Origin of the sequence: Streptomyces longwoodensis (assembly GCF_001514125.1) — a bacterium.
Lineage (GTDB): Bacteria > Actinomycetota > Actinomycetes > Streptomycetales > Streptomycetaceae > Streptomyces > Streptomyces longwoodensis.
Genome location: NZ_KQ948555.1, coordinates 63,233 through 80,632, shown reverse-complemented (window position 1 = coordinate 80,632; position 17,400 = coordinate 63,233). Strand labels below are relative to the sequence as shown.

The 17,400-nt window shown below is 73.0% G+C and carries 14 protein-coding genes; 4 read left to right on the top strand and 10 right to left on the bottom strand.

The features are described 5' to 3' along the window. Positions 1 to 212 precede the first annotated feature (212 nt). The 3 genes from AQJ30_RS20195 to AQJ30_RS20185 form a co-directional block, all read right to left on the bottom strand. A complete protein-coding gene (locus AQJ30_RS20195) occupies positions 213 to 1,883 on the bottom strand; it encodes a beta-N-acetylhexosaminidase (protein ID WP_281200947.1) in 1,671 nt (556 codons plus the stop codon). Positions 1,884 to 2,077: 194 nt separating this feature from the next. Further along, positions 2,078 to 2,368, bottom strand: a complete 291-nt coding sequence (locus AQJ30_RS20190) for a DUF3039 domain-containing protein (protein WP_067235956.1) — start codon at positions 2,366 to 2,368, stop codon at positions 2,078 to 2,080. A 29-nt stretch (positions 2,369 to 2,397) separates the two neighbouring features. Further along, positions 2,398 to 2,970 (bottom strand): YqgE/AlgH family protein, encoded by a 573-nt coding sequence (locus AQJ30_RS20185; protein WP_067235953.1) that lies wholly within the window; start codon positions 2,968 to 2,970, stop codon positions 2,398 to 2,400. A 253-nt stretch (positions 2,971 to 3,223) separates the two neighbouring features. Here AQJ30_RS20185 and murA point away from each other — a divergent pair, with 253 nt between their 5' ends. Continuing rightward, entirely contained in the window at positions 3,224 to 4,570 is a 1,347-nt protein-coding gene (murA, locus tag AQJ30_RS20180; protein WP_067235950.1) for a UDP-N-acetylglucosamine 1-carboxyvinyltransferase, read from the top strand. A gap of 135 nt (positions 4,571 to 4,705) precedes the next feature. On the opposite strand, the gene AQJ30_RS20175 is transcribed toward murA, so the two are convergent. From AQJ30_RS20175 to AQJ30_RS20140, 7 genes are all read right to left on the bottom strand, one after another. Next, positions 4,706 to 4,987, bottom strand: a complete 282-nt coding sequence (locus AQJ30_RS20175; protein ID WP_004000874.1) for an HU family DNA-binding protein — start codon at positions 4,985 to 4,987, stop codon at positions 4,706 to 4,708. A gap of 379 nt (positions 4,988 to 5,366) precedes the next feature. Next, entirely contained in the window at positions 5,367 to 6,782 is a 1,416-nt protein-coding gene (locus AQJ30_RS20170; protein ID WP_067235948.1) for an NAD-dependent malic enzyme, read from the bottom strand. Positions 6,783 to 7,181: 399 nt separating this feature from the next. After that, on the bottom strand, positions 7,182 to 9,572 hold the full coding sequence (locus tag AQJ30_RS20165; RefSeq protein WP_067235945.1) for a HelD family protein: 2,391 nt from the start codon (positions 9,570 to 9,572) through the stop codon (positions 7,182 to 7,184). Positions 9,573 to 9,636: 64 nt separating this feature from the next. Beyond that, a complete protein-coding gene (locus AQJ30_RS20160; RefSeq protein ID WP_079084159.1) occupies positions 9,637 to 10,416 on the bottom strand; it encodes an anti-sigma factor family protein in 780 nt (259 codons plus the stop codon). A 50-nt stretch (positions 10,417 to 10,466) separates the two neighbouring features. Next, on the bottom strand, positions 10,467 to 10,988 hold the full coding sequence (locus AQJ30_RS20155) for a sigma-70 family RNA polymerase sigma factor (RefSeq protein WP_010039908.1): 522 nt from the start codon (positions 10,986 to 10,988) through the stop codon (positions 10,467 to 10,469). Between the two features lie 353 nt (positions 10,989 to 11,341). After that, a complete protein-coding gene (locus tag AQJ30_RS20150) occupies positions 11,342 to 11,950 on the bottom strand; it encodes a CGNR zinc finger domain-containing protein (RefSeq protein ID WP_067235940.1) in 609 nt (202 codons plus the stop codon). 311 nt (positions 11,951 to 12,261) lie between these two features. Next, complete coding sequence (locus AQJ30_RS20140) at positions 12,262 to 13,875, bottom strand: M48 family metallopeptidase (RefSeq protein ID WP_067235934.1); 1,614 nt, start codon at positions 13,873 to 13,875, stop codon at positions 12,262 to 12,264. A 315-nt stretch (positions 13,876 to 14,190) separates the two neighbouring features. Between AQJ30_RS20140 and AQJ30_RS20135 the strand changes: the two genes are divergently transcribed. From AQJ30_RS20135 to AQJ30_RS20125, 3 genes are all read left to right on the top strand, one after another. Beyond that, positions 14,191 to 15,579 (top strand): nitrate/nitrite transporter, encoded by a 1,389-nt coding sequence (locus tag AQJ30_RS20135; RefSeq protein WP_067235931.1) that lies wholly within the window; start codon positions 14,191 to 14,193, stop codon positions 15,577 to 15,579. Between the two features lie 156 nt (positions 15,580 to 15,735). Further along, positions 15,736 to 16,887: a uroporphyrinogen-III synthase gene (locus tag AQJ30_RS20130; RefSeq protein WP_067236561.1), complete on the top strand. Its 1,152-nt coding sequence runs from the start codon at positions 15,736 to 15,738 to the stop codon at positions 16,885 to 16,887. Positions 16,888 to 16,982: 95 nt separating this feature from the next. Further along, positions 16,983 to 17,369 carry a hypothetical protein gene (locus AQJ30_RS20125; protein WP_067235928.1) on the top strand — a complete coding sequence of 129 codons (387 nt, stop codon included), beginning with the start codon at positions 16,983 to 16,985 and terminating at the stop codon, positions 17,367 to 17,369. Positions 17,370 to 17,400: the final 31 nt, after the last annotated feature.

Sequence of the window (17,400 nt, the reverse complement as noted above, 5' to 3'; positions counted from 1 at the left end):
CTGCCCCACCTGGTCCCACCTGTGTTGCCGTACGGTACGTGCTGACAGGGCGGACGTGGCAACTCTGGCACATCTTCGCGGCACCCGAAGACGGGGGTCCGCTAGGAGGCATTCGCCCACCTCATCAGCAGGATGACCCGATTTCACACGGCATCGCCGATGGGCGTGAATTGCCCCTCTCCGGTGATCCTGGCGGGATTTCGGCCCGGGCCCTACCGGTGCGGCGGCGGCCCGTCCAGCGGGCGGCCCAGGATGCCCGGGCGGCGCTGCCAGGGCCGGGGTCCGGCCGGCGGACGGTAGGCCACGCCCAGGGCGTCGAGGCGGGCGTAGTGGGCGGTCATCCGCCGCTCGAAGTCCGCGACGTCCCGTTCCGCGGGCGCCGGAAGGTCGCTCCAGGCCACCTCGGCGAAGGCCGCGAGGCGCGGGAACTGCTGGTAGTCCACGCGCGCCTGGTCCTCCATCACCTCGGTCCACACGTTGGCCTGCGCGCCCAGCACGTGGCGGGCCTGGTCCCCCGTCAGGTCGGGCGGCACGGGCTCGAAGCGGTAGACGTCCTCCAGGGTGCGCACGTACCCGATCGGCACCGGCTCGTCCTCGCCGGGCGCCTGCCGGTGGTCCAGGTACACCTGCTGCTCGGGGCACATGACGACGTCGTGGCCGGCCCGTGCGGCGGCGATCCCGCCCGCGTAGCCGCGCCAGGACGACACGGCCGCGCCGGGCGCCAGGCCGCCCTCCAGGATCTCGTCCCAGCCGATCAGGCGCCGCCCGCGCGCGGCCAGCCAGGAATCGAAGTGCCGTACGAACCACGACTGCAGGGCGTCCTCGTCGGCGAGCCCCAGCTCCGCGATGCGGGCCTGCGCGGCGGGCGAGGCGCGCCACTGGTCCTTGGGGCACTCGTCGCCGCCGATGTGCACGAACGCCGAGAAGCGGGCGGCGTCCGCCGGGAACAGTTCCAGGATCTCCTCGAACACTCCCTCGAAGAACCGCAAGGTGGTGTCGGTGGGGGCCAGTACGTTGGGGTTGACCCCCCAGGTGTCCCAGACGGAGAGGGCGGTGGTGTCGACGATGTCGGTGTTGCCGAGTTCGGGGTACGCGGCGATCGCGGCCTGCGAGTGCCCCGGTACGTCGATCTCCGGGACGACCGTGATGTGCCGCTCGGCGGCGTAGGCGACGATCTCGCGGAGGTCGTCCTGGGTGTAGAAGCCGCCGTGCGGCCGCTCGTCCCACAACGGCGAGGCGCGGTGGCCGAGTTTGGTGCGCGCCCGCCAGGACCCGACCTCGGTGAGCCGCGGGTGGCGCCGGATCTCCACCCGCCAGCCCTGGTCGTCCGTCAGGTGCAGGTGCAGCACGTTCAGTTTGTGCGCGGCCATCAGGTCGAGCTGGCGCAGGACGCCGTCCTTGGGCAGGAAGTGCCGGGCGACGTCGAGCAGCACCCCGCGCCAGGGGAAGCGGGGGGCGTCCTCGACGCGCAGGTGCGGCAGGCCCTGCCGGGTCCCCGGGCGCACGGGTGCCCGCCGGAAGGCGTCGGGGCCGAGGAGCTGGCGCAGGGTCTGGGCGCCCCAGAAGACGCCGGCCGGGTCACCGCCCCGGATCTCCACGCCCCGGGTGGCGACGACGTCCAGCCGGTACGCCTCGGCGCCCAGGGTGTCGTCCAGGACCAGCCGCACACCGCCCGGAACGTCCGGTGCGCCGGGCCGCAGCGGCAGGCCCAGGGCGGCGCCGAGGGTGGCCCGCAGCCAGCGCTCGGTCGACTCGGTGCCGGGGGCCGCCCACAAGGTCGTGGAGTCGTCCAGGTCCAGCCCGCACCGCATCGGGCCCTCGACGGCGCGCGGCGCCGGAAGGAGGGACGTTGCAGGCTGCGCAATGTCGGTTTCGCTCTGCACAACGGGAGGCTAGGACGTCCGGGACCGGCCCACAAGAGGTCTCGACCACTGGCGGAAGTCCGGCCGGCTCCCCACCGGCACACGAAGGCCCCCGGGGCGCGCGTCCACGCACCTCGGGGGCCTGCCGTCGAACGGGGGACCGACGAACACCGTCGCACCGGATGCCGAGCGGGAACCGGTCCGCGGGGCCGGGGTCAGCTCTTGCCGTCGCCGCCGCCCTGGCCGTCGTTGCCGCCGGCGCCCATGGACTCGTAGATCTCCTTGCACATGGGGCACACCGGGTACTTCTTGGGATCGCGGCCCGGCACCCAGACCTTGCCGCACAGCGCCACGACGGGGGTGCCGTCGAGGGCGCTCGCCATGATCTTGTCCTTCTGGACGTAGTGGGCGAAGCGCTCGTGGTCGCCGTCACCGTGCGACACCTGCGGCGTCGGCTCGACGAGGGTCCCCGTACCGGTTCCGCGCTCGGGCTCGAGAGTGCTCATACGGCCAAGAGTACTGAAGCGGCCGGGCATCAGTTGAGCGACGGGTCGTCCGGGTACGTGGCCACCATCGCCAGCTCGTTGCGCTGGCGGCGCAGCACTTCCCGCCACAGCCTCTCGGGGACCGGCGAGGACACGTCACCGGGTTCGGACTCGACGACGTACCAGGCGCCCTCGGCCAGCTCGTCCTCCAGCTGTCCCGGGCCCCAGCCGGCGTACCCGGCGAAGATGCGCAGGGAGCCGAGGGCCGAGGCGAGCAGCTCCGGCGGGGCCTCCAGGTCGACGAGCCCGATCGCGCCGTGCACGCGCCGCCAGCCGAGGGGGACACCGTCGCCGGAGGACCCGCCGGGGATCACCGCCACGCCGAGGGCCGAGTCGAGGGACACCGGGCCGCCCTGGAAGACGACGCCGGGTTCGCCCGTGAGTTCGGCCCAGCCTTCGAGGATGTCGCCCACGCCGACCGGCGTCGGGCGGTTGAGGACCACACCGAGGGAGCCCTCCTCGTCGTGGTCGAGGAGCAGCACCACCGCGCGGTCGAAGTTCGGGTCCGCCAGGGCGGGGGTGGCCACGAGCAGCCGCCCTGTGAGCGAGGACACCTCGGTCATGCCAGACATGATCCCGCATCTTCCCGCCGCATGGGGAGGCAATGCGGGCACGGGGGTGAAGGCAGGTCAGGGCTCACGAGCGCACCCGCGGGCGCACACCGGCACCGGTGACCGCACGTGCCCGCCGCGGAACCGTTCGTGTTGTGACACAGCCATGACGTGACTGGGCGGTCCTCGGGCTTACGGCAGGGGGGTGCACGGCGATTACTCTGTCTCCTCTGGCCCTTGCCCCACTCCACGGAACGCGAGATTCATGACCGTCAACGGCGCTGATGACGTACTGCTTGTCCACGGCGGGACCCCGCTGGAGGGCGAGATCCGTGTCCGCGGTGCGAAGAACCTCGTACCGAAGGCCATGGTGGCCGCCCTGCTGGGCAGCGCGCCGAGCCGGCTGCGCAACGTCCCGGACATCCGTGACGTGCGCGTCGTGCGCGGGCTGCTCCAGCTGCACGGCGTGACGGTCCGTCCGGGCGAGGAACCGGGCGAGCTGGTCCTCGACCCGACCTACGTCGAGAGCGCGAACGTCGCCGACATCGATGCCCACGCCGGGTCGAGCCGCATCCCGATCCTGTTCTGCGGCCCGCTGCTGCACCGCCTCGGGCACGCCTTCATCCCCGGTCTCGGCGGCTGCGACATCGGCGGCCGGCCCATCGACTTCCACTTCGACGTGCTGCGGCAGTTCGGCGCGGTCATCGAGAAGCGGGCCGACGGGCAGTACCTGGAGGCCCCCAAGGGCCTGCGCGGCACGAAGATCCGGCTGCCGTACCCGTCCGTCGGCGCGACCGAGCAGGTGCTGCTGACGGCCGTGCTGGCCGAGGGCGTCACCGTGCTGTCCAACGCGGCGGTCGAGCCCGAGATCGAGGACCTCATCTGCGTGCTGCAGAAGATGGGCGCGATCATCGCGATGGACACCGACCGGACCATCCGCATCACCGGTGTCGACAAGCTCGGCGGCTACACCCACCGCGCCCTGTCGGACCGCCTGGAGGCCGCCTCCTGGGCGTCCGCGGCGCTGGCGACCGAGGGCAACATCTACGTCCGCGGCGCGCAGCAGCGCTCGATGATGACGTTCCTCAACACCTACCGGAAGGTGGGCGGTGCCTTCGAGATCGACGACGAGGGCATCCGCTTCTGGCACCCCGGCGGCCAGCTGAAGTCGATCGCGCTGGAGACGGACGTGCACCCCGGCTTCCAGACCGACTGGCAGCAGCCGCTGGTCGTGGCGCTCACCCAGGCCACGGGACTGTCCATCGTCCACGAGACGGTCTACGAGTCCCGGCTGGGCTTCACCTCCGCGCTCAACCAGATGGGCGCGCACATCCAGCTCTACCGCGAGTGCCTGGGCGGCTCCGACTGCCGCTTCGGCCAGCGCAACTTCCTGCACTCGGCGGTCGTCTCCGGACCGACCCGGCTGCAGGGCGCCGACCTGGTCATCCCCGACCTGCGCGGCGGCTTCTCGTACCTCATCGCCGCCCTCGCTGCGCAGGGCACGTCCCGGGTCCACGGCATCGACCTGATCAACCGCGGCTACGAGAACTTCATGGACAAGCTCGTGGAGCTCGGCGCGAAGGTCGAGCTGCCCGGCAAGGCGCTCGGCTAGCGGTCCACGCGAGGGCGCTCACCCGCCGGGTCGGCGTCCTCGTGTGGGCACGCGCGTACGGCGAAGGGGCGGCACCCGGACTCGGGTGACCGCCCCATCGGCGTGCCGTGCGACACCCCCCTGAGGGGGCGCGGCTCACTTGCCCTTCGCGGCTTCCTTCAGCTTCGAGCCCGCGGAGACCTTCACGCTGTAGCCGGCCGGGATCTGGATCGGGTCGCCGGTCTGCGGGTTGCGCGCGGTGCGAGCGGCACGGTGGGTGCGCTCGAAGGTCAGGAAGCCGGGGATGGTGACCTTCTCGTCGCCCTTGGAGACGATGTCGCCGACGACCTCGGCGAACGCGGCCAGGACGGCGTCGGCGTCCTTGCGGGTCACCTCGGCGCGGTCGGCCAGCGCGGCCACCAGCTCACTGCGGTTCATGTTGTTACTCCCGTGTCTTTCTTGCCGTTGGGGCGTGCCACGCGGCGGAGCCGCACACGAGGCACTGCGATGCCGATGCGCTCGCGCCCAGGGACGCATCCTGCCCCCACCTGCGGCGGTAAAGCCAATCCGGCACCCGTAGGAGTCGTGAGAACACCCTGGGGAGTCACACGAAGGGCGCCGGCCCGGCCGCCACCCTAGAGGGCGTCCGAGCCCAGGTGGTTCCACGACGCGCCGGTGCGGGGGACCGTGGCGGTGCTCACACCTGCCCGGATCCTCCGCGACCCGTATGTACCGTACGCCCCCCGCGGCGGTAGTGCGGAGGGCCGGGCTCCACAGCCTGGCCAGGGCGCGCGGGCCGTACCGGTGCGCCGGGCGCCTACGCCGTCGCGCCCGCCGCCTTCGCCGCCTCGCGCACCGCGCCGGCGACCGCGCCCGCGACCTTGTCGTTGAAGACGCTGGGGACGATGTAGTTCGGGTTCAGCTCGTCCTCGGTGACCACGTCCGCCAGGGCCTTCGCGGCCGCGAGCATCATCTCGGTGTTGACGGTGCGGGACTGCGCGTCCAGCAGGCCGCGGAAGACGCCCGGGAAGACCAGCACGTTGTTGATCTGGTTCGGGAAGTCCGAGCGGCCGGTGGCCACCACGGCCGCCGTCTGCCGGGCGACCGCCGGGTCCACCTCGGGGTCGGGGTTCGCGAGCGCGAAGACGATCGCGCCGTCGGCCATGGCGGCCACGTCGTCGCCGTCCAGGACGTTCGGGGCGGAGACGCCGATGAAGACGTCGGCGCCGCGCACGGCCTCCTTGAGGGTGCCGGTGAGGTTCTCCGGGTTGGTGTTGTCGGCGATCCAGCGCAGCGCCGAGTCGGCCGGGGCGTCCACCAGGTCCGCGCGGCCGGTGTGCACGACGCCGTGGATGTCGGCGACGACGGCGTTCTTCACGCCCGCGGCGAGCAGCAGCTTGAGGATGGCCGTGCCGGCCGCGCCCGCGCCGGACATGACGACCCGCACGTCCCCGATGCCCTTGCCGACCACGCGCAGCGCGTTGGTCAGGGCGGCGAGGACGACGATCGCGGTGCCGTGCTGGTCGTCGTGGAAGACGGGGATGTCGAGGGCCTCGCGCAGCCGGGCCTCGATCTCGAAGCAGCGGGGCGCGGAGATGTCCTCGAGGTTGATGCCGGCGAAGCCGGGGGCGATCGCCTTGACGATCTCCACGATCGCGTCGGTGTCCTGGGTGTCCAGGCACAGCGGCCAGGCGTCGATGCCGGCGAACCGCTTGAACAGGGCGGCCTTGCCCTCCATCACGGGCAGCGCGGCCTTGGGGCCGATGTTGCCCAGGCCCAGCACGGCGGAGCCGTCCGTCACGACCGCAACGGAGTTGCGCTTGATGGTCAGCCGGCGGGCGTCCTCGGGGTTCTCGGCGATCGCCATGCAGACGCGGGCCACACCGGGCGTGTAGACCATGGAGAGGTCGTCACGGTTGCGGATGGGGTGCTTGGACTGCATCTCGATCTTGCCGCCGAGGTGCATCAGGAACGTACGGTCCGAGACCTTGCCGAGGGTGACGCCCTCGATGCCGCGCAGCTTCTCGACGATCTCGTCGGCGTGGCCGGTCGAGGTGGCCGCGATGGTGACGTCGATGCGGAGCTTCTCGTGGCCGGACGCGGTCACGTCGAGGCCGGTCACCGAGCCTCCGGAGGACTCCACGGCGTTGGTGAGCTGCGAGACGGCGGTCCCGCTCGCGGGGACCTCCAGCCGGATCGTCATCGAGTAGGAGACGCTGGGCGCCGTTGCCATGGCCGACTTCCTCTGCTTTCACCGTGTCGCGAAGTTGTGCCGTCCGATCGTCGCACCTACCCCTGAGTACGGGGTAGCCGCCCCGGGTTGCGGACGTTTTGTTCACGGGGCGCGGCGCACGACCGGTCGGATCGGAAAAAGTATTCCACCATGCGAGAGGGTACGGGGCGCGCTCGGCCAAAAGAAAGAGACCCACGTCACCAAGGACGTGGGTCTCTCGACGGTCAAGTGGCACCGACCCGCCATGCTCGCCTCGCGGCAAGTGGTCGCTCGTAGCGACGAAGGTTGGGCCCGGGGGCTTGGATCGGGCCGGTGCCACACCCAGGCTAACAAACGGATGCCGCACACCCATTCCCGTCGGCGAGGTTCACCGGAAACAGTCGGGACGGACCACTGGCGTCAGTCCCTCAGCAGGTCCGGAACACCCTGTACGTCCGGTTCGTCCCGGTCCCCCGAGACGACCGTGAGCTGCTGGGTGGCCCGGGTCAGCGCGACGTACAGCACCCGCAGGCCCGCCGGGGACTCGTCCGCGATCTCCGCGGGCGAGACGACCACCGTCGCGTCGTACTCCAGGCCCTTGGCCTCCAGGCTGCCGAGCGCCACCACCCGGTCGCCGAGCCCGGCCAGCCAGCGCCGGGCCTCCTCGCGCCGGTTCATGGCGACGACCACGCCGACCGTGCCCTCGACCCGCTCCAGCAGCCGCTCGGCCTCGGCCCGCACGGTCGCGCCCAGCGCCTCCCGCACGACCGCGAAGCGCGGCACCACGCCCGTCGAACGGACCGCCGACGGCGACTCGGCGCCCGGCATGGCCAGCGCCAGCACCTTCGCGGCCAGCTCGGCGATCTCGGCCGGGTTGCGGTAGTTCACCGTCAGCCGGAAGCGGCGCCGGGGCCGGGTGCCCAGGGCCTCGTCGCGGGCCGCGGCCGCCTCGTCCGGATCGGACCAGGAGGATTGCGCCGGGTCGCCGACGACCGTCCAGGTGGCGTGCCGGCCGCGGCGGCCGACCATGCGCCACTGCATCGGCGTGAGGTCCTGCGCCTCGTCCACGATCACGTGGGCGTACTCGGTGCGCTCCTGGGCCAGCCGCTCGGCCCGCTCGCGCTGCGACTCCTCGCGCACCGGCATCAGCTCCTCCAGGCCGGTGAGCTGGTCCAGCGGGTCCAGTTCGCGCTTCCTGCGCGGGCGCGCCGGGACGCCGAGCACCGCCTGGAGCTCGTCGAGCAGGGCGATGTCGTGCACGGAGTACCCGTCCCGCCTCAGCGACCGGGCGACCTTGCGGACCTCGCCGGGGTTGAGGACCCGGCGCGCCCAGCGGCCCAGGCGGCGCTCGTCGGCCATGGCGGCCAGCACGCCCCGGGGGGTCAGTTCCGGCCACCAGGCGTCCAGGAACCCGGTGAAGGAGTCCTCGGAGGTGATGTCGTCGTCGAAGGAGGAGCGCAGCTCGGCGGCCAGCTCCGGGTCGGTCTGCCGGCCGGCGGCCCCCGACTGCTCCCACAGCGCGTCGAGCAGCAGCTTGCGGGCGCGCGGGCGCAGCAGGTTGACCGGGGCGGTGCCGCCGAGGGCCGTGCGGCGGACGCGGTCCAGCGCGGCGGCGTCCAGTTCGAGGCGCCGCCCGAAGGCGACGACCCGCAGCCGGGTGGGCGGACCGGCGGGGGCGCCCGGCGTGCCGGCCGCGTCGCCCCCGTCGAAGGTGAGCTGACCGGCGGGCGCGCCGGCGCCGCGGCCCAGCTCCAGCGCTCCCCGCGCCGCCTTGCGCAGCACCTTCAGCATCCGCGACGAGCCCTTGGCGCGGGCCACTGCGGGCGAGTCGTACAGCGTGGCCTCGGCGCCCACGGCGTCCACGGCCAGCGAGCCGATCGCGCGGATCGCGACCTGGCCCTCCTCGCCGAGGGAGGGCAGGACGCCCTCGGTGTAGGCGACCAGCAGGGGCGTCGGCGACACGATCAGGATGCCGCCCGAGTACCGGCGCCGGTCCTGGTAGAGCAGGTAGGCGGCGCGGTGCAGCGCGACGGCCGTCTTGCCGGTGCCGGGGCCGCCCTCGACGTACGTCACGGACGCGGCGGGGGCCCGGATGACCAGGTCCTGCTCGGCCTGGATGGAGGCCACGATGTCGCGCATGGTGTGGCCGCGGGCCTGCCCGAGGGCGGCCATCAGGGCGCCGTCGCCGATGACGGGCAGCTCCCGGCCGTCGAGGGAGGCGGTCAGCTCGGGCCGCATGAGGTCGTCCTCGACGCCGAGGACGCGGCGGCCCTTGGAGCGGATGACCCGGCGGCGCACGACCCGGCCGGGGTCCACGGGCGTGGACCGGTAGAACGGCGCGGCGGCCGGGGCCCGCCAGTCGATGACCAGCGGGGCGTAGTCCTGGTCGAGGACGCCGATCCGGCCGATGTGCAGGGTCTCGGCGATGTCGGCGGTGCCGTCGGGCCGTACCGCGCCCTCGGCCGGCTCGACGGCGGTGTAGGCGCCGTCCGGACCCTTCTTGCCGTCCTTGCCCGGCAGCAGGTCGATCCGGCCGAAGAGGAAGTCCTCGAACTCGTTGTTGAGCCGGTTGAGGTGGATGCCGGCGCGGAAGACCTGGGCGTCCCGCTCGGCGAGCGCGCCGGGCGTGCCGACCTGGCCGCGCTGCGCCGCGTCGTTCATGAGGAACTCGGCCTCGTGGATCTTCTCCTCGAGCCGCCGGTACACCCGGTCCAGGTGTTCCTGTTCCCCGCGGATCTCTCGGTCGCGCACGGAGTCGTGCTCGCCCCGGACCGAGTCGACCGCGTTGTCCTGCTGAGCCTGAGCGGCCACCGGGCCCCCTTCTGACGTGCTGGGCAGCCGTCAACCGTACGCGAAGGGGGCCGGTGCGCGGAAGCTACGCGTCGATCTCGAGGAGCTTCTTGCCGTCGAAGGTCATGACCTCGAAGTGGTCGATGTCGTTCACCGGCATCGACACGCCGCCCTGGACGTACAGCGGCTGCTTGGCCTGGTCGGTCTTGGCGTTGGGGATGCCGTAGCCCCACTCGGGCACCGACCAGGACGAGGCGGTCTCGCGCTCGCCGTTCTTGCCGACGGCGATGAGCGAGCACTTCTGCGGCCCGGTGACGTTCTTCAGTTCGACGACGGTCTCGGTGCCCCACGCCTTGTCCTGGAGCGCCACGGTCCCGGTGACCTTGGTGCCCGCGTCGGTGGCGGTCAGCTTGTCACTGAGCGTGTTGAACACCGACCGCGCCGGGTTGCTCGCGCTCGCCACGGGCGCCTTGCCGCCGCCCTCGTCGCCGCCGGTCACCGCGACCGCGGTGAGCGGGCCGCCGACGATCAGCGCCGCCGCGGCCGCGACCATGTAGAAGGAGCGCCGGCGCTTCTGGGCGCGCCGCTCGGCCACCTCGTCGACCAGCCGCTCCGCCAGCCGTGGGCTGGGCCGTGCGGACAGGGACTCGCCGATCGCCGGCGTGCCGGTCCCGGGCAGGTCCGCGAGCGCGGCGAGCATCGGCTCCATCCCGGCCAGCTCGTCGAGCTGCTGGGCGCACCACTCGCAGCCGGCGAGGTGGGCCTCGAAAGCGGTTGCCTCGGCGTCGTCGAGGATCCCGAGGGCGTAGGCGCCGACGGTCTCGTGCTCGCTCGGACTCGGAGATCCGTGCATCGATCCCTGCATGGGACCAGACATACCCGAACCACCTGTGCCGTATCCCCCGTACATGCTCATCACGCCGTCACCCCCCGCTCCTCCAGTGCCAGCTTCATCGACCGCAGGGCGTAGAACACCCGGGAGCGGACGGTGCCGCTGGGTATGCCCAGGGTTTCGGCCGCCTCGTTGACCGTACGCCCCTTGAAATAGGTCTCGACGAGCACCTCCCGGTGGGCCGGGGTCAGGTCGTCCAGCGCGTCCGACAGGGTCATCAACCACAGCGCCTTGTCGATCTCGTCCTCCGCGGGGATGACCTCCAGCGGCGACGGGTCGACCTCCTGCGGCCGGGCCTGCCGGCTGCGGTGGCCGTCGATGACGATGCGGCGCGCGACCGTCACCAGCCAGGGGCGTACCGATCCGGTCGCCCGGTTGAGCTGACCGGCGTTCTTCCAGGCACGGATGAGCGTTTCCTGCACGACGTCCTCGGCGCGCTGCCGGTCTCCGGCGACCAGTCGCAGGACGTACGCAAGGAGGGGGCCGGCGTGCTCCCGGTAGAGGGCGCGCATCAGCTCCTCGTCAGGTTCCGAGGGCTGGGACATGCGATGTCGGGCCCTCGATCCACGTTCATTGGCCACGGCCGCATCCTTGCGCACGCCCACCTCCGGTGTCCGGGGGTTCCCCCAGTCGGTCGCTCCCCCACCGGTACGGACGTGAGCTGCGGGATGTTCAAACCTGGGCGACAGATTTCTTCGGGGTGTCATGACGAGGGGGACATGAACGCACATTCCCCCACCCAATTCTTTACAGATCCGCCACACCGACAAGATCGCGCACCCTCCCCGCGGTACGCCGGGGGCAAACGAGGTGTAAGCGAGATCACTCGACGGCCGGGCGGGGACGAAGCGGCCGATCGACGGCATGCCCGACGTGTCGGACACGATCCCTCCGCTTCTCAGCCGCGGGTGACGGCGGTGCGCCGGCGGTGCCGGGCGACCCGCTCGCGGTTCCCGCAGACCTCGCTGGAGCACCAGCGTCTGCGGCGGCCGCGGGAGGTGTCGACGTACACCAGCGGGCAGTTGTCCCCCGCGCACTGCCGCAGCGCGGCCCGCGCGACCGGGTCGGTCAGCAGCTCGACCGCGTCCCGCGCGACGACGGCGAGCAGGGCGGCGCACTCCGGGGCAGCGTCCAACCGCCGTACGAGGGTGCCGTCTTCCTCCCGTATGGCGCGGGGGGCCGGGGTGGCGGCGCGGGCGAGGTCGTTGAGGCGGGCCAGGGCCGGGGACAGGGCGGGGGCCGCGGGGGCGCGGTGGTCCGGGGTCAGGGAGGCGTGGACCAACTGTCCGACGCATCCGCGCAGTTCCCGGAACGCCGTCACCCACGACAGGTCCGCCGCAGGCAGGAGGGTGCCCTGCGGGACGAGTCCCGAGGCGGTGATCCAGGCGTACAACGGGGGCAGGGAGTGCAGCCGTTCGACGGGGTGCGCGGTCGCCAGCAGATCGAGACAGAGACGTCCTGCGTCGAAGCGCGGCTCGTGCGGGGCCGTGGCCGTACCCGGTGCCATGTGCCTGTCACCGCCTAGGTAGGAGCAGTTCCCCCCGGTGTCCTTCGTTCCCCCTCTCACAGTGCCCGCCCGGGAGTACGGCCGGAAGTCCCCGGGCGGGGCGGGTCCCACGCGGGGTGGAGGTGGACACGCGCGTATGCGGGCGCGCGTCCGGGCGATGGGCCGGGGGGTGGGGGCGGGAATTGGCTGGGGGCATGAGCGAGGAGACGAGCACACCCTGCGGGAGCGCTTCGAGGACCCGTGGGTGGCGTGGAACGCGCTGCGGACGGTGGTGTCGAGGCGGGAGCCGAGGGGCCCTGTGGCGACGGAAGTCAGCCGGCACTGACCACCGGGTCGGCGGTGGAGCCGGACCCGACGCCGGCCAGGAGGGCGCGCAGCGGCGCCGAGTCCGGGGTGTCGGCGACGGCCGCGTCGAGGGCGTCGTCCATGCCCTGCTCCCACTCGTCGGGCAGCGCGAGCCCGGGCCGACCCGCCCAGGCCACGTCGGGGGTGGCCTGCCCGCCCTGGACGAGACGCAGGTGGACCAGACCGGCGAGGCCGTCGAAGACGCGGGGCCGCATGAAGGTGCGGGCCGACGCCCCGGTCAGCCGTGCCGCCTGGTGGGGCCGGGGCATCCGCTCGGCGATCTCCCCCCACAACAAGCCGCGGTCGAAGGCGTCCAGCACGTCCTCCAGACCGGGCAGCGCGTCGTCCTCGACCGGCCCGGCCGGTGCGCCGCCGGTGTCGGCCCCCTCCGCGCGCACGGCCCTGGCCACCGCGACCCGCAAGGGCCGGGCCCACTGCTCGGCGTCGACGACGGCCCGGGCCATGACCAGGTCGTCCCAGTCCATGCGGGGCAACCCGACGGCCTCGGCGGGCAGCGTGCACGCCTCCAGCGCCGTGAAGACCTCCTCCGCGTGGCGCAGCAGGGTGAGCGCGGACCGCGGGTCGTCCAGTTCGGTGGCCCGGCCGTCGTCGGGCAACGCCTCGACCGCGGCGACCCGTTCGGCGATCGGCGGGTGGGAGTCGTAGCGGTGCGGGCGCGGCGGGCGCCGTCCGGCGGACAGCTCGGCGACGCCCTCGGGTGACCGGGCGTCGACCATGCGGCGGAACCCGCCGTACACCTCTCCCGGCTGCGGCAGGGCACCCACCGGCTCGCCCATTCCGGCGTAGGCCGTGAGGTAGTGGTCGTGCGCAGCTTCCAGGACCGGCAGCGCGCGCAGTGCGGCGGCGGTGGCGTCCCGCCCCGCGTGCCGGGCGGCGCTCCGGTCGGCGGCGCGTTCCTGTTCGCGGCCCACGGCCTGCGAGGTGCGCAGGAACAGGTGGGCGTAGGTGACGTACAGCAGGCCCGCGGCACGGTGGAACCAGGTGTCGTTCCGCCCGAACACGTCGACCGTGTGCAGCACCGCCGCACGACCGCGCACGATCACACCGCCGAGCCGGGTGTCGAGGTGCGCGTAGTGCCCGAACTCGTGGGCGAGGACGCCACGGAGCTGCGGGACGGTCAGGCCGGCGAGCAGCGGCAGTCCGAGGTACATGCGGCGCCGACCGGGCAGCAGGCCCAGCAGGCGGCTCTGCTCGGTGACGCCGGCGTTGACGTCCGCGTCGAGGTACAGCTCGTCGGGCGGCCGCTCCCCCGTCGCCGCGGCGGCGGCCCGGACGACGTCCCACAGCTCGGGCTGGTCGTCGGGCCCCACCGCGACCGCGTGCCGTTCCGTCTCCAGGCGCCCCGCCCGCAGGAAGGCGAGCATGCCCTGCAGGATCGCCACGGCCACCATCAGGGTGACGGTCACGAGCGTCGCCGCGGCCCACTCCGCACGGTCGACGAACACCCGTGTCACCAACAGCCAGTCCAGCACCCCCATGGCCGCCAGCAGCACGAACCCCATCAGGAAGAAGCCCGCCAGCAGCACGAACGCGCGCAGCACGCGCAACCGGAATCCCATCGCAGTCCCCCCACCGGACCCGCCGCCCCACCGAACCCCCCGACGGGGCCGACGACGCGCGGATCCTACCGCCGGGTGAACCCCGGGGGCAGGCAATAACCGCCCCGGCGGGCGGGCCCGGTGCCCCTCCCCCACCCACCGGCACCTCTCACCCCACCCCCCGGCACCTCTCACCCCACCCCCCGCCCGAGTGAGAGCAACGTTCCCTCGCGGTCACCCGTCGGCACAGGAGCGAAACGCGGGGTGCCTACCTTCGGGGCCCAGGAGCGCTCATCCCCCCGCACCACCTGAGTCCCGCAGCACCGTGGAGGCGTCATGACAGCCCCGAGCACAGCCCCCGGCACGGCCCCGCGCAGGGGCGGGCGTTGGATCGAGCACTGGGATCCGGAGGACGAGGTCTTCTGGAACACGACCGGTGAGCGGATCGCCCGCCGCAACCTCTTCTTCTCCGTCCTGTCCGAGCACATCGGGTTCTCCGTCTGGACCCTGTGGTCGGTGCTGGTGCTCTTCATGGGGCCGGAGTACGGGCTGACCCCCGCCGACAAGTTCCTGCTCACGTCGATGGTCACCCTCGTCGGGGCCGTCGTACGGGTGCCGTACACCTTCGCCGTCGCGGTCTTCGGCGGGCGGAACTGGACGGTCATCTCCGCCGGTCTGCTGCTCGTGCCCACCGTCGCGGCCTTCGCGGTGATGGAACCCGGGACGTCCTTCTCGACGTTCCTGCTGGTCGGCCTGCTGGCCGGGGTCGGCGGCGGCAACTTCGCCTCCTCCATGACCAACATCAACGCCTACTTCCCGCTGCGCAAGAAGGGCTGGGCGCTCGGCCTGAACGCCGGCGGCGGCAACATCGGCGTCCCCGTCATCCAGCTCATCGCCCTCGCCATCATCGGCGCGAACGGCGGCCCGCGCGTGCTGCTCGGCATCTACATCCCGCTGATCCTGCTCGCCGCGCTGCTCGCCTTCCGCTTCATGGACAACCTGGAGAAGGTCAGGAACGACACCGGCGCCGCCAAGGACGCGGCCCGCGACGGACACACCTGGATCATGTCGTTCCTCTACGTGGGGACGTTCGGGTCGTTCATCGGCTACAGCTTCGCCTTCGGGCAGGTGCTCACCAACCAGTTCGGCCGCACGCCGCTGCAGGCCGCGTACCTCACCTTCATCGGCCCGCTGCTCGGCTCCCTGATCCGCCCCGTCGGCGGCCGGCTCGCCGACCGCTGGGGCGGGGCCCGCATCAGCCTGTACACCTACGTCGGCATGGGCGCCGCGACGGCCGTCCTGGTGTACGCCAGCCAGCAGAAGTCGCTGGGGCTGTTCGTGCCGGTCTTCGTGGTGCTGTTCGTGCTCAGCGGGCTCGGCAACGGGTCGACGTTCAAGATGATCCCCGGCATCTTCCACACCAAGGCCCTCGCCCTGGGCCTGACGGGCGAGGCGGCCGCGGCGTACGGGCGGCGGCTGTCCGGCGCGTCCATGGGCCTGATCGGCGCGGTCGGCGCGCTCGGCGGCGTCGGCATCAACCTCGCTTTCCGCCAGTCCTTCCTCTCCTACGGCTCCGGCACCGGCGCGTTCGTCGCCTTCCTCGCCTTCTACGCCGCCTGCTTCGCCGTCACCTGGGCCGTATACCTTCGAAAGCCGTCCGCCGCTACGCGTGCGACGGCGACCGCAGCTGAGGAGAAGCCGCAGCTCAGCTACGCGGAGGTGTGACCGCCCGGCCGAAGTGCGCCGTAACACCGGCGACATCGAGCCGAACCGAGCCTGTCACGCGCCGTTGACAGGCTCGATCGGCATGCGGGCACTGCGGCACTGCGGCATCCTCCTGGTGTCCGCGGCACGACGACCACTGGAATGCGGGACGACGCCATGTACGAGGAACAGCAGCGACCGGACCACGGGCCCCTGGCCGGGTTCACCGTGGGCGTGACGGCCGCGCGCCGGGCCGACGAACTCGGGGCCCTGCTCCAGCGGCGCGGCGCGGCCGTCCAGCACGCCCCCGCCCTGCGGATCGTGCCGCTCGCCGACGACGGGGAGCTGCTCGCGGCGACCCAGCAGCTCATCGACCGGGCACCGGACGTGGTCGTCGCCACGACCGCCATCGGCTTCCGCGGCTGGATCGAGGCCGCCGACGGGTGGGGGCTCGGCGAGGCCCTGCTGGCCCGGCTGCGCGCGGTCGAGCTGCTGGCCCGCGGGCCCAAGGTCAAGGGCGCGGTACGGGCCGCCGGGCTGACCGAGGAGTGGTCGCCGTCCAGCGAGTCGCTGGCCGAGGTGCTCGACCGGCTCCTGGAGGAGGGCGTCGACGGCCGCCGCATCGCCGTCCAGCTGCACGGGGAGCCGCTGCCCGGGTTCGTGGAGGCGCTGCGGGAGGGCGGGGCCGAGGTGGTGGGCGTGCCCGTGTACCGGTGGATGCCGCCGGAGGACATCGGGCCGCTGGACCGGCTGCTGGACGCCACGGTGGCGCGCGGCCTGGACGCGGTCACCTTCACCAGCGCGCCCGCGGCCGCCTCCCTGCTGTCCCGCGCGGAGGAACGGGGCCTGCTGACCGGCCTGCTGGCCGCGTTCCACCACGACGTGGTGCCCGCCTGCGTGGGACCGGTCACCGCGCTGCCGCTGCAGGCGCGCGGCGTGGACACCGTGCAGCCGGACCGCTTCCGCCTCGGCCCGCTGGTGCAGCTGCTCTGCCAGGAACTCCCGTCCCGGGCCCGCTCGTTGCCGGTGGCCGGCCACCACATGGAGATCCGCGGCCACGCGGTCCTCCTGGACGGCGAGCTCAAGCCGGTCCCCCCGGCCGGCATGTCCCTCCTGCGGGCCCTGTCCCGCCGCCCCGGCTGGGTCGTCCCGCGCGCCGACCTGCTGCGCGCCCTGCCCGGCGCGGGCCGCGACGAGCACGCCGTGGAGACGGCGATGGCCCGCCTGCGCACGGCCCTGGGCTCCCCGAAGCTGATCCAGACGGTGGTCAAACGCGGCTACCGCCTGGCCCTGGACCCGGCCACGGACGCGAAGTACGCGGGCGCGTGAGGGCTCGGCGCACGCCGGGCCAGGGCCGACGTACTCGGGTCGGTCTGAGTATCCGCGCCCTGTTCCGCGGACCGGCCCCGCGGAAGGCTGGCCGCATGAGCCAAGGACTTCTGAGACCCGTGCCCCGGCTGTTCCCCGCCCTGGTCCTCGCCGGGGTGTCGTGCGCGCTGTGGGCCGCCTGGCTGGGGTGGGACCAGCAGCGGGACGTGCAGCCCGACGGTTCGACGACCGGGCCGTACGAGGCGTGGCAGGTGGGCGGGCTCGTGCTGAGCCTGCTGGTGCCCGTGTACTGGGCCGCGTCCCGGCACCACGTGGCCGCGGCCGTCGCCGGCACGACCGTCGGCCTGACCGTCGCCGCCTACGGGGACTGGTCCGACGACGCCAGCGGCCTGTTCATGGTGGGCGTCACCCTGGTCATGCTGGGCAGCCTCGCCGCCACGGCCGCCGTGTCGGCGGTGGTCCGCGCCGCGACGCGGGCGTGACGGCGGGCGCGCCACGGGCGTGGTGGCCGGT